The following is a 12,736-nucleotide window of genomic DNA, read 5'->3' on the forward strand; positions in this document are numbered from 1 at the left end:
CCATACCCTCAAATACCGCCACCGGGTCCGGTCCGCTTGCGCGCGCACTCTTCAAACCTGCGACTTCGACACCCAATTTTTGCGTAGTATCGACTAATTCCACAACTTCGCAAACCACATTCTGAGGTACCTAGTGTGAAACGTGCCTTTGGCACACCAAAATGCCACCGCGCGGAAAATTATTTCGCGCTGGTCCTGGCTGGTGGTCTGACATGCGCGTCCAGAGGCGCTGGATGGGCAAGCCGACCCGGGTACGGTTCTCAAATCGCAGAGGAGTGGCTTGACCCTGCCTGCGCGAAGCCGTCGATAAAGCTGGCCACGATGCGGACCAGCTGGCGAAACTCAGGCTGCATCTTCAGCCCGCCTCTGGAGATGAAAAAGACATCCGGGAACCGCGACATCAGCGAAACCGCCGTCCGTCTGATCAATGCTTCGCTTTTCGGGAATTTCTCGCGCAGCGCATCCTCGCGAAAGGCGAAACGACACATCAGATCCTCGATCATCATCGCGACGAGTTGATCGTGATCCGTCATTACATAGCCCCTGCGCCCCGCCAAGCCGGTTGTTTCGATCCGCCGTAGATAGGTGGATGTCGCCGGTTGGTTCTGGACGTAGCCGTGCGGGAACCGCGAAATCGACGACGCGCCCAGCCCAATGAGGGCAGCGCAGCGGTCGTCGGTATATCCCTGGAAATTCCGCCGCAGCCGCCCTTCACGTGCGGCGATGGCGAGCGGATCGTCTGGCATTGCAAAATGATCGATGCCGATCGCCTCGTAGCCGCGATCGCACAGCACGTCGCGCGTCATCTCGGCAAGGCCCAGCCGGGCCTCGTTGTCCGGCAGATCCTCGGTGCGGATCAGCATTTGACGTTTTGATATCCACGGCACATGGGCATAGCCGTAGATCGCCAGCCGGTCGGGGCGCAGATCGCCGACGTGCCGAAGCGTTTGCGCAAAGCTCTCGGTGGTTTGATGCGGCAACCCGTAGAGCAGATCAAAGTTCACGCCCCCGATCCCGGCGCCGCGCACGATGTCGACGACCCGCCGCGTCTGTTCAAGCGATTGCGCGCGCCCGATCGCAGCCTGAACCTTTTGGGTGAAGTCCTGCACGCCGATGCTGGCACGGTTCATGCCGAACGCAAGCAGCGTCTTCAGTACGCTGTCCGAAGCGTCCGTCGGGTCGATCTCGACGGAGAATTCAAGTGTCTCCGCTGGTTTGAAATTGGCAAAGAGGGTTTCGAGCAGGCGCTGCATCGTCCGCGCAGACAGGATCGTCGGAGTGCCGCCACCCAAATGCAGACGCCCCATCCTGATGCCTGCAGGCAGCGTGGCGCGGACGCTTGCAATTTCCTTGCGCAACACATCGACGTAATCATCCACGGGCCTGCGTGTCTTGGTGCCTTGCGTCCGGCAGGCACAGAACCAGCACAGCCGCCGGCAGAACGGAATATGGATGTAGATCGACACCACGGCGGCGCCCGGGACAGCGCGCAACCAGTTCAGTTGCTGCACCTGCCCCGCGTCCGGCGCGAAGTGGTTCGCGGGCGGATAACTGGTGTAGCGCGGCACCTGTGCGTCAAATAGGCCGTAATGGCGAAGTCGGTCGATCTTTTCCATGTTAGACGGTATGGTCGAATCAAACGCCCCCAACTTTGACCCAGATCAACGTATGCCAAATACCGCCCTTGCCCCCGTGGGTTGCCAGAATTGTCCGATCCGCCATCGCGCGGTCTGCTCACGGTGTGATGAACACGAGCTGTCGCGCCTGGATGCGATGAAGACCTATCGCAGCTACGCGGCGGGTGACACGATCCTGTGGCGCGGCGAGCCGTTGGAATTCGTGGCATCGGTCGTCAGCGGCGTTGCCGCCCTGTCGAAAACGCTCGAAGACGGACGCACTCAGATGGTCGGCCTTTTGCTGCCGTCGGATTTTATCGGGCGGCCCGGTCGGCGCCAGATCGAATTCGACGTGACGGCCACGTCGGAGGTGACCCTGTGCTGTTTTGAACGCCGCCCGTTCGAGCGGCTGGTCGAGGAAACCCCGAATGTGGCCCAGCGTTTGATGGAGCTAGCATTGGACGAATTGGACGCGGCACGCGACTGGATGCTGCTGTTGGGCCGCAAGACCGCGCGCGAGAAAATCGCCACATTCATCGAAATGCTGGCACGACGATCCAACCCGGACGGTACGGCTGATCCGTCCAGGTTGGCCCTGCCGATGACCCGCGACCAGATCGCCAACTACCTCGGTCTCACGCTGGAAACCGTCAGCCGCCAGTTCAGCGCGCTGAAGAAGGACGGCATCATCGATTTCACCGACCGCCGCAGTTTTACAGTCACCGATCTGGCCGCGCTACACGACGAGACCGGTGATGATGCGGATGGCGGTATCGTTCCGTAAAGTTTCACTCTTTTGCCTCTAGCTTGATCCAGATCAAAGAGGGGTCGAACGGAGGATGAATAGAAGACCCCCGGGGACTGCCGCGACATTTGCGGTAATTCGGAATTCGAGGGCTTTATTCATGGACTACGTCAAACTCATAATACTAGGGCTCGTCACCCTGCTTGCCGCGATCGCGAGCAGTTGGGCGCACGATCTGGCCTACCAGGTGCATGCGGTGCTCATCATGCTCATCGCAGGCGCCATGTTCATCTGGGTGCTGCGCAATACCGACGAGCCGGTGGTCGCGACGCCCGATCAGGGCATATACGTCGACGGAGTGATCCGCGCAGGCGTGATTGCTACGGCTTTCTGGGGGCTTGCTGGTTTTCTGGTGGGGACATTCATCGCCTTTCAGCTGGCCTTCCCCGAGCTGAATTTCGACTGGGGACAGCCGTTCACGAACTTTGGCCGTCTGCGCCCGCTGCACACCAGCGCTGTGATTTTCGCATTCGGCGGCAACGCCCTGATCGCGACATCGTTCTACGTGGTGCAGCGCACCAGCGGGGTGAAGCTCTGGGGGGGCAACACCGCCTGGTTCGTATTCTGGGGCTACCAGCTTTTCATCGTTCTGGCCGCGACGGGCTATTTGCTGGGTGCGACACAGTCCAAGGAATACGCAGAGCCCGAATGGTACGTCGACATCTGGCTGACGGTGATTTGGCTCGCTTATTTGGCGGTGTTCATGGGCACCATCATCCACCGGCGTGAAAAGCACATCTATGTGGCCAACTGGTTCTACCTCGCGTTCATCATCACGGTGGCGATGCTGCATGTGGTCAACAACCTGTCCATTCCGGTCAGCATCTGGGGTTCCAAGTCCGTGCAGGTGTTCTCCGGCGTACAGGATGCGATGACCCAGTGGTGGTACGGTCACAACGCGGTGGGCTTTTTCCTGACGGCGGGTTTCCTTGGCATGATGTACTATTTCGTGCCCAAGCAAGCGGGTCGCCCGATCTACAGCTACAAGTTGTCGATCATCCACTTCTGGGCACTGATCTTCCTGTACATCTGGGCGGGTCCGCACCACCTGCACTATACCGCCCTGCCCGACTGGGCCGCGACGCTTGGCATGGTGTTCTCGATCGTTTTGTGGATGCCCTCGTGGGGCGGCATGATCAACGGCCTGATGACGTTGCAAGGCGCTTGGGACAAGCTGCGCACCGACCCGATCCTGCGGATGTTCGTGCTGTCGCTTGGTTTCTACGGCATGTCCACTTTCGAGGGGCCGATGATGTCGATCCGCGCGGTGAACTCGCTGTCGCACTACACCGACTGGACCATCGGACATGTCCACTCCGGCGCGCTGGGATGGAACGGCATGATCACCTTCGCTTGCCTCTATTTCCTTACACCCAAACTTTGGGGTCGCAAGCAGATGCATTCCATGGCCGCGATCAACTGGCACTTCTGGCTCGCGACGCTTGGCATCGTTCTGTACGCCTCGTCGATGTGGGTGACAGGTATCATGGAAGGCCTGATGTGGCGTGAAGTGGATGATCAGGGCTTCCTCGTGAACTCGTTCGCCGACACCGTCAGCGCCAAGTTCCCGATGTATGTGGTGCGCGGTCTGGGTGGTGTGATGTTCCTGTCGGGGGCGATCATCATGTGCTGGAACATGTGGATGACCATCCGTGCCGGCAAACCCGCGACAGCGGCATTGCCTGAAACACAAGCTGCGGCGCCTGTGGCGACTCCTGCGGAATAAGGAAAGAGTAATGGCTGATAACGAAAAAATCACTCCGGCCGAGCAGGATCCAAAGGTTTCGACCCTGTCCGATTTTCCGGAGGAAATCCCCAACGAGCTGCCGCATCAGACCGGATTCCTGAACCGCCACGCGGTTCTGGAGAAAAGCCCGATGCTGTTGCTCACCGTCTCGCTGGTGGTGGTTGCCGTCGGCGGGATCGTAGAAATCGCGCCGCTGTTCTGGCTGGAAAACACCATCGAGAAAGTGGAGGGCGTGCGCCCCTACTCCCCACTGGAGCTGACTGGGCGCGATATCTATGTGCGCGAGGGCTGCTATGTCTGTCACAGCCAGATGATCCGACCCATGCGCGACGAAGTCGAGCGATACGGCCACTACTCGCTCGCGGCGGAATCGATGTACGATCACCCGTTCCAATGGGGATCGAAACGGACCGGCCCCGATCTGGCGCGTGTCGGCGGGCGGTATTCCGACGCGTGGCACGTCGATCACCTGCGCGATCCGCAATCGGTGGTGCCCGAAAGCATCATGCCGAAATACGCCTTCCTGTCTGACACCCGCATCGACGGCGAACATGTCGAGGACCTGTTGTCGACGCACCGTTTCGTCGGCGTGCCCTATTCCGACGCGCAGATCGAGGCGGCCTATGCCGACTTCAACGTGCAGGCCGACCCCGATGGCGACTACGATGGCCTGCTCGAACGCTATCCCGGCGCGGTCGTGTCGAATTTCGACAGCCGGCCGGAACTGACCGAGATGGACGCGCTGATCGCCTATCTTCAGGTTATGGGCACAATGGTCGACTTTTCGACCTTCACCCCCGATGCCAGCCGATAGGAGCGCGTGATGGACACCTATTCACTCCTGCGCGAGATCGCCGACAGCTGGGGCCTGCTCGCCATGTTCCTATTCTTTCTGGCCGTCGCCTTCTGGGCCTTTATGCCCAGCCAGAGCAACGCCCGCAAAGAAGCCAGCATGATCCCGTTCAAAGACTACGAAACCGACGCCAAGAAAAGCAGTTGCGCGGGGACCTGCGACGCTTGCAAAGGCAAGAACGCCGCACAGAAAAAGGAAGGGTTGAGCGATGAATAAGGGCCGCATCGACGAGGAAACCGGGGTCGAGACGACCGGCCACAGCTGGGACGGCATCGAAGAGCTGAACAACCCGCTGCCGCGCTGGTGGCTCTGGACGCTCTACGCCACAATCGTCTGGGCCATCGGTTATACGATCGCCTATCCCGCCTGGCCGATGATTTCGGGCGCCACAACCGGGCTTCTGGGCTTTTCCACCCGTGCTCAGGTGGCCGAACAGATCACCGAACACGAGGCGAAGAACGCACAACTTGTCACCGATCTGCTCAATGCCGATCTGGCCGCAATCTCGCCCACGGATGATCTGCACCGCTATGCGGTGGCACGCGGTGGTTCGGTTTTCGCCGCCCAGTGCAGCCAATGCCACGGCTCGGGCGCGGCGGGTGCCACGGGCTATCCGAACCTGCTCGATGACGACTGGCTTTGGGGCGGCGACGTGGAAAGCATCTCCTACACCGTCAACCACGGTATCCGGAACGAGACCGACGGCGACACGCGGTGGTCCGAAATGCCCGCCTACGGCGAGATCTTCACCAGTGCGGAAATCGATGCAGTGGTCGAGCATGTCGTCAGCCTGTCGTCCGACGACTACGACAGCGCGCTGGCAGAGGAAGGAAGCGTCCTGTTTGCGGACAACTGTGCCGCGTGCCACGGGGATGAGGGCCTCGGCGACCGCGACGTGGGCGCACCTAACATCGCCGATGCCGTCTGGCTATACGGAGGCGACCGCGACGCGCTGCATGAGACGGTCCATAACGCACGGTTCGGCGTGATGCCGGCGATGGGCCAGCGTCTTGCAGATGAAGACGTCCGGGCCGTGGCGCTCTACGTGCACGGACTGGGCGGCGGCGAATAGCCGCGGGCGGTGGCCTTGGCCATGGATACAGGCGGCGGCGTGCCTTCGGGCAGGCCGCCGCCACGCGTTCTTGACCCAGATCAAAGTACCGGCAGCCCCGACCAACTAGCCAGTGTGCAACTGAAAACCGACGACAGCGCTTAGGAATTTCTCCACATGTCAGAACCCGCTCTTTACGCTGCCCGCGAGCCGATCTTTCCACGCCGTGTAACCGGCGTGTTCCGGCGGCTCAAATGGTGGATACTCGGCGTCACGCTTACCATCTATTATCTGACGCCCTGGTTGCGCTGGGACCGTGGTCCTAACCTGCCCGATCAGGCCGTATTGGTGGACATGGCGAACCGGCGTTTCTACTTCTTCTGGATCGAGATTTGGCCACATGAATTCTATTTCGTCGCGGGTCTGCTGATCATGGCAGGGCTGGGCCTGTTCCTTTTTACCTCTGCGCTGGGGCGGGTCTGGTGCGGCTATACCTGTCCGCAAACGGTGTGGACCGATCTGTTCATCCTCGTCGAACGCTGGATCGAGGGGGACCGCAACGCGCGGGTGCGCCTGCACCGCGCGAAATGGGATTTCAAGAAATGGCGGCTGCGGATCACCAAATGGGTGGTCTGGCTTTTGATCGCGGTGGCAACGGGCGGTGCATGGGTGTTCTACTTCACCGACGCGCCAACGCTGCTCGTCGATCTGTTCCTGTTCCAGGCACATCCGGCGGCCTATATCACCATCGCCATTCTCACCGCGACCACCTTTGTTTTCGGCGGCTTCATGCGCGAACAGATCTGTATCTACATGTGTCCCTGGCCCCGAATCCAGGCCGCGATGATGGACCCCGATACGATCACCGTCGCCTACCGCGAATGGCGTGGAGAACCGCGCGGCAAGGGAAACGTCCGCAAACGTGACCGCGCCGCCGCCGAAAAGGCCGCCGCTCAGGCGCAGGCCGCGGGACCGGGTCAAGCGCGCTATGCCGCGACCCCCTACCCCAACAAAGCGCTACAGGTGGGCGGTGCGCCCAAACTGGCCGCAGCGGAACACGAACACGGCGACTGCATCGACTGCATGGCCTGCGTCAACGTCTGTCCGATGGGCATCGACATTCGCGACGGCCAGCAGATGGAGTGCATCACCTGCGCGCTGTGCATCGACGCCTGCGACGACGTGATGGCCAAGATCGGCAAGCCGCGCGGTCTGATTGATTATATGGCGCTGTCTGACGAAGCGGCGGAGCGCGCCGGCGGGGCGCCGAAATCGATCTGGCGACACATCCTGCGTCCGCGCACGATCCTTTATACCGCAATGTGGGGGCTGCTGGGGCTTGGTCTTGTCTATGCCCTGTTCATCCGCAGCGATATCGAGCTGACCGTGAGCCCCGAACGCAACCCGACATATGTCGTGCAATCGGATGGTGCCGTGCGCAATATCTACGACGTGCGCCTGCGCAACAAGTCCGGCGACGATCGCCTGTTCCACATCAGCCTGACAAGCGACGCGACCCTGCGCATCGACCTTGAGGGCAACGATGACGATCTGGCTGTGACGGTGCCTGCCGACACCACCATCCTGCAACGGGTCTATGTTACCGCCCGCCCGCAGGATCCTGCGGCAACCGAGCGCGAGACGCCTCTGCGGATCTGGGTCGAAGATCTGGAAACCGGTGCGCGCGCCAGCCGTGACACCACATTCAACGGGAGAAGATGATGAAAACCGAAATCACAGGATGGCATGTGCTTGCCGTGTTCGGACTGGCATTTGGCGTGATCATATCCGTAAACGTGATTCTCGCGGTCAACGCCGTGAAGACGTTTCCCGGCCTGGAGGTGAAGAACTCCTACGTCGCAAGCCAGACTTTCGACGACGAACGCGACGCGCAGGTCGCGCTGGGGTGGGATGTGTCCGCCTCGCTGGAGGGAAATGATCTGGCTCTGCGGATCGTTCAGGATGGTGCCCCCATCGCACCGATCATCGAAGAGGCCACGTTTGGCCGCGCCACCAATGTCCAGCAGGACCAGACGCCCGAGTTTCGGTTCGTCGACGGTGCATTGCGTGCCGAAGTCGAAGGCGGTTCGGGCAACTGGAACCTGCGCTTGCGCGCGCGCGCGCCCGATGGCACCCTGTTCCAGCAGCGCGTGATCGTGAGTACGCGGCCATGACAGCCGCCTGCCCCGCCTGCGTCGCCGTTGCCCCTTCGTCCGAACCTTCGGGCGCGGATGCCGCACAGTTTTCGCTTCCGACGATTCACTGCGCGGCCTGCATCGGAAAGATCGAACGGGAACTCGCCGGCGTGATCGGCGTACAGTCGGTGCGGGTCAATCTATCGCTCAAGAGGTTGGCGGTCACGGGCACAGTTGCGCCCGAGCGGGTCCTTTCCGCGCTCGAAAACCTCGGCTTCGAGGCCTATCCACTGGACGCCGCCGCATTGAGCCGGACGCGCGACGATCAGGGCCGCGCCCTTCTGACACGATTGGCCGTGGCGGGTTTCGCCATGATGAACGTGATGCTCCTGTCTGTCGCGGTCTGGTCGGGGGCGACGGATGCGACCCGCGACATGTTTCATCTGATCTCGGCACTCATCGCCCTTCCCGTGGTCGCCTATTCGGCGCAGCCCTTCTTTACCAACGCGTGGTCGGCGCTTCGGGTAAACCGGTTGAACATGGATGTTCCAATCTCCCTGGCGATCATTCTGGCGGCGGGCATGTCGCTTTACGAGACATTGCAAAGCGGCGCGCACGCCTATTTCGACGCCGCATTGTCATTGACGTTCTTCCTGCTGATTGGTCGGTACATGGATCACCGCACCCGCAGCGCCGCACGTTCCGCCGCCCGTGAACTTACCGCGCTCGAGGTGCACACGGCCGAGCGTTTGGTGGGCACGCGGACGCAGACTGTCGCCGTTTCCGATCTGGCGGTAGGCGATACAGTCGTCGTGCCCACAGGTGCCCGTGTTCCCGCGGACGGCACGCTTTTGTCGAGCGAAGCGTTGATGGACCGATCGTTGCTGACCGGTGAAAGTGCTGCCGTGCACCTCAAGGCCGGTGACAGCGTACAGGCCGGAGAGATCAACATCGCGGCGCCGATGCATCTGCGCGCCAGCGCCGTGGGGCAGGATACTTCGCTGCGGCGCATGACCGCCTTGGTGGAAACGGCGGAGAACGCCCGCAACAGCTATACCGCTTTGGCCGACAGGGCGGCGCGAATCTACGCGCCTGCGGTACACCTTCTTGCGCTCGTCGCCTTTGCGGGTTGGGCGGTCGCCACCGGCGACATACGGCACGCCCTCAATATTGCGATCGCGGTTCTGATCATCACCTGCCCCTGTGCCTTGGGGCTTGCGGTGCCTGCTGTATCTACGGCGGCCATCAGTCGCCTCTTCTCGGAAGGCTTCTTGGTGAAACACGGCACCGCACTGGAACGGTTGGCCGAAGTCACCCATATTGTCTTTGACAAGACCGGGACCCTGACCCGGCCCGCCATTCGAGTGCCCGACACGATGACGGACGCCGAAAAAGCGGTTGCGAAATCGCTTGCGCAGGTATCACATCACCCCCTTTCACGCGCTCTGACGGCCGCGCTGAGCTCCACCACGCCCGCGCAGGTGACGCAGATCCGCGAAGTTGCGGGACAGGGGATCGAAGGCACATGGCATGACCAGACCGCACGCCTTGGCCGCGGCCCCTGGCTTGACGCTGATTTCACCGGACTCGGTGTGCGGATCGGCAGCAACGCTCCGATACAGATCGAAACGCCCGAAACACTGCGCGAGGGCGCACGGGAGGCGATTGATGCGCTGGACCTGCCTTGCGAAGTGCTGACAGGAGATGCCCCTGCCCCCGCCGCGCGGCTGGCGGATCAACTGGGTATTCCCGTCACGGCAGAGGCGCGACCCGAAGACAAACTGCACCGCCTGGAAACACTGGCCGCGTCCGGCGAACGCGTGCTGATGATCGGTGATGGACTTAACGATACCGCCGCACTCGCCGCGGCACACGCCGCACTCGCGCCCGCGACCGCGCTGGAGGCATCCAGAAGCGCGGCGGATGTCGTCGTGCTTAAGGAAAGCTTTGCCGACTTGCCGCTGGTTCTGCGCGTGGCACGCGCCACCCGCACCCTGTCCCAGCAGAATTTCACAATCGCGGCAGTGTATAACCTGATCGCGGTGCCGATTGCTTTGGCCGGATACGCGACGCCGCTTGCCGCCGCGCTGGCCATGTCGGTATCATCGCTTACCGTCCTGGTGAACTCGCAACGAATGAGGCTGATAAAATGAATGTCCTTGTGATCCTTATTCCCGTATCGCTGATTTTGGGGGCTATCGGTCTGGTCGCGTTCCTGTGGACCGTGCGGTCGGATCAATACGACGATGATCAGGGAAACGCTGCACGCATCCTGTTGGACGACGATCAACAGGATTGATGAACCCAAAGCGCACGCAACGTCCCTAACGACCAGCCGCCCCCTGCTTTTGCCGGTCCCGATCAAATATCCGCATCACCCTGCATCAGGCAGGCAACCGCGCTATATTTGTTGTCTGGCGGTCAAACCCGATCGCGCCTTCGGCTATGTTCGCTTGCCATCTGTACGGGCGACCGATCAGATCTAGTGATAGAAGCAATGGTACGATCGGCGGGACGAACCAGTCATCGATCCCGCCAAGGACAGATAGGAGACGTGGCCGGATTTGCGGGAAGATGATGAATGGCATTGGATGTTTCTTATGCGCATGTATCACGATGCGGCGTATGGCGATTACCTCGCGCAGTCCTATTTGCTCTACGCCGCATATCATCTTGTCGAAGAACTCGGCGGGGACGGCCGGGCCTTTCGACGCCGCGTGCGCGAGGCACACGAAGCTGGATGGCCAAAGCCCCGTCACGGATGGCCTTTCCCGTTCGAGATCGAGATGCGTTAGATCATCGTCTTGTTGTGGACCCGGTGCGGTTTGATGTCGCCTCTTTGACAGAATTTACTGCACCAAAGGGTATGAATTATGGGACTGAAGCGGTCGGACGAATTTTGGCAAAGTGCGGTGCAAATTGCATAGATCACCAGGCTGACCACTGCCCGGCAATCGGTACGCAGTTCCGACGAGAGGCGCGCAAGCAAGTCGCTGGTGACCCGCGACACTGAACACACCGGTCGCAGAACAGCGAGACACGGGGTGTGGTATCGCAAGTCCATCTGAGCGTCACTTGAGAATGACCCGCCTCGGCGCGAGAACCGGCTCAGGGAGAAGCGGGAAATCTTGAAATAGAGACGTTTGGCAGATGATCCAGCGATTCATTTGCAGTCGATACTGCCAACGTAAACTTCGTCCGCCAAAGCTGTATAGTTCAGGTGTAGCCACTTACCGGTAGTGTGTTGAAAATGCGCGAGAGGGAATGACACTGATCTACGTTTTCAGTCGATCGCATGGGCCGGGTCAAGGATGCCAGTGCGCGCGGCTTGCGAGCCCTTCGCAGCCGTCCTGCCAGCCGCCGGCAGCGATCCGATTTGATGATCCGCTGCCATTCACGCCTCAAGGTATGTATGTAACACCAAGAATCGTCATAAACATCAAGGTGTTAGGCGGGTTATCTGCAAAAGAGTGTGAGATGGTGCGGTCGGAGAGACTCGAACTCTCACGGGTGTTACCCCACAGCGACCTCAACGCTGCGCGTCTACCATTCCGCCACGACCGCACGCCATGGATGGTGTTGACGCAATAGCGCGTGCTTCTTGGGACCTCAAGAGGCAATTTGCAGCAATACCGAATGATCGCAGGTATCGCGGGGCGTTGGATCCTTTGCGTATTTCAGAGATCAAGCTGTCATGGGCTGAAGCAAATCAGACGCGGCGGTGGTGCCGCGCAACGCCATCAATATTGTTTTTTGCTATCCGCTGTTGAAAAACAATCACCGGGACCTGATTCTAACACCATCACATGCGAGAGGAACTACCATGAGCGACAAAGGATCTTCTGCCCCATCGGTGCAAATCGATATTGTTTCCGATATCATGTGCCCATGGTGCATTATCGGATTCCGGCAACTTGAACAGGCGTTGAAGGCAACCGGCATTGGCGCATTCATCCGGTGGCATCCGTTCGAACTGAACCCCACGATGCCTTCGGAAGGACAGAACCTGCGCGAGCATATTGTCGAAAAATACGGTGCTACAGCCGAACAAAGCGCAGAAAACCGAGCCCAGTTGCGCAAGATCGGCGAGGATCTGGGCATAGACTTCAAGCTTGGCGATGACAGCCGCATCTTCAATACGTTTCAGGCGCACCAGCTTCTGGACTGGGCGCAGAAGTACGACAAGCAGCATCCACTGGAGCTCGCGCTTTTCGCAGCCCATTTCAGCGACGGTCGGGATGTTTCGCGCCAGGAGGTGCTTGTGGATGTGGCAGATTCCGTAGGACTGGATAGGGATTTGGCACAGGAGGTGCTGGAAAGTCGCAGCCATGCTGCCGATACCCGCGCGCGCCAGGAATACTGGACATCACGAGGTATCTCCGGCGTACCGGCAATGGTTTTTGACGGGAAATATCTGCTGACCGGCGCACAGGGCGCACAGAATTATGCGCAAATGCTGCAAAAAGTCGTCACAGATCAGCGTGCCGAGCAAAGCGCATGATGTCCGGCTTCACGCAGTGTCTTCGATC

At 60.4% G+C, this 12,736-nt stretch carries 12 protein-coding genes, 1 tRNA gene and 1 pseudogene; 12 read left to right on the forward strand and 2 right to left on the reverse strand.

The genetic code is table 11. The annotated features are described in order from the left end of the window. Nucleotides 1–260: 260 nt before the first annotated feature. Nucleotides 261–1,616, reverse strand: coding sequence for an oxygen-independent coproporphyrinogen III oxidase (hemN, locus tag Q1A06_RS07115; RefSeq protein ID WP_299560779.1), 1,356 nt, complete (start codon nucleotides 1,614–1,616; stop codon nucleotides 261–263). Nucleotides 1,617–1,668: 52 nt separating this feature from the next. Here hemN and fnrL point away from each other — a divergent pair, with 52 nt between their 5' ends. The 11 genes and pseudogenes from fnrL to Q1A06_RS07170 all read left to right on the forward strand — a co-directional run. Then, nucleotides 1,669–2,400 carry a transcriptional regulator FnrL gene (gene fnrL / locus Q1A06_RS07120; RefSeq protein WP_299560782.1) on the forward strand — a complete coding sequence of 244 codons (732 nt, stop codon included), beginning with the start codon at nucleotides 1,669–1,671 and terminating at the stop codon, nucleotides 2,398–2,400. Between the two features lie 121 nt (nucleotides 2,401–2,521). Then, nucleotides 2,522–4,147: a cytochrome-c oxidase, cbb3-type subunit I gene (gene ccoN / locus Q1A06_RS07125; protein ID WP_299560785.1), complete on the forward strand. Its 1,626-nt coding sequence runs from the start codon at nucleotides 2,522–2,524 to the stop codon at nucleotides 4,145–4,147. 10 nt (nucleotides 4,148–4,157) lie between these two features. Next, nucleotides 4,158–4,982, forward strand: coding sequence for a cytochrome-c oxidase, cbb3-type subunit II (gene ccoO, locus Q1A06_RS07130; protein ID WP_299560788.1), 825 nt, complete (start codon nucleotides 4,158–4,160; stop codon nucleotides 4,980–4,982). Nucleotides 4,983–4,991: 9 nt separating this feature from the next. Further along, on the forward strand, nucleotides 4,992–5,237 hold the full coding sequence (locus Q1A06_RS07135; RefSeq protein WP_299560791.1) for a cbb3-type cytochrome c oxidase subunit 3: 246 nt from the start codon (nucleotides 4,992–4,994) through the stop codon (nucleotides 5,235–5,237). Next, complete coding sequence (ccoP, locus tag Q1A06_RS07140) at nucleotides 5,230–6,093, forward strand: cytochrome-c oxidase, cbb3-type subunit III (RefSeq protein WP_299560794.1); 864 nt, start codon at nucleotides 5,230–5,232, stop codon at nucleotides 6,091–6,093. Before Q1A06_RS07135 ends, ccoP begins: the two co-directional genes overlap by 8 nt. 156 nt (nucleotides 6,094–6,249) lie before the next feature. After that, the gene (ccoG, locus tag Q1A06_RS07145) at nucleotides 6,250–7,794 is read left to right on the forward strand and encodes a cytochrome c oxidase accessory protein CcoG (protein WP_299560797.1); all 1,545 of its coding nucleotides are present in this window, start codon (nucleotides 6,250–6,252) and stop codon (nucleotides 7,792–7,794) included. Then, entirely contained in the window at nucleotides 7,791–8,246 is a 456-nt protein-coding gene (locus Q1A06_RS07150) for a FixH family protein (RefSeq protein WP_299560800.1), read from the forward strand. Before ccoG ends, Q1A06_RS07150 begins: the two co-directional genes overlap by 4 nt. Continuing rightward, entirely contained in the window at nucleotides 8,243–10,360 is a 2,118-nt protein-coding gene (locus Q1A06_RS07155) for a heavy metal translocating P-type ATPase (protein WP_299560803.1), read from the forward strand. The genes Q1A06_RS07150 and Q1A06_RS07155 overlap by 4 nt, the downstream gene beginning before the upstream one ends. Beyond that, on the forward strand, nucleotides 10,357–10,506 hold the full coding sequence (ccoS, locus tag Q1A06_RS07160; RefSeq protein WP_299560806.1) for a cbb3-type cytochrome oxidase assembly protein CcoS: 150 nt from the start codon (nucleotides 10,357–10,359) through the stop codon (nucleotides 10,504–10,506). Before Q1A06_RS07155 ends, ccoS begins: the two co-directional genes overlap by 4 nt. Before the next feature lie 301 nt (nucleotides 10,507–10,807). Next, nucleotides 10,808–11,002 (forward strand): hypothetical protein, encoded by a 195-nt coding sequence (locus Q1A06_RS07165; protein ID WP_299560809.1) that lies wholly within the window; start codon nucleotides 10,808–10,810, stop codon nucleotides 11,000–11,002. A 521-nt stretch (nucleotides 11,003–11,523) separates the two neighbouring features. Beyond that, a pseudogene (locus Q1A06_RS07170) lies at nucleotides 11,524–11,669 on the forward strand (IS3 family transposase); the annotation flags it as partial. Nucleotides 11,670–11,685: 16 nt separating this feature from the next. Here Q1A06_RS07170 and Q1A06_RS07175 read toward each other — a convergent pair. Continuing rightward, nucleotides 11,686–11,771: transfer RNA gene (locus tag Q1A06_RS07175), tRNA-Leu, on the reverse strand. 259 nt (nucleotides 11,772–12,030) lie between these two features. Between Q1A06_RS07175 and Q1A06_RS07180 the strand changes: the two genes are divergently transcribed. After that, a complete protein-coding gene (locus Q1A06_RS07180; protein WP_299562019.1) occupies nucleotides 12,031–12,708 on the forward strand; it encodes a DsbA family oxidoreductase in 678 nt (225 codons plus the stop codon). Nucleotides 12,709–12,736 lie beyond the last annotated feature (28 nt).

The sequence above is a fragment of the uncultured Sulfitobacter sp. genome (assembly GCF_947497275.1).
Lineage (GTDB): Bacteria > Pseudomonadota > Alphaproteobacteria > Rhodobacterales > Rhodobacteraceae > Sulfitobacter.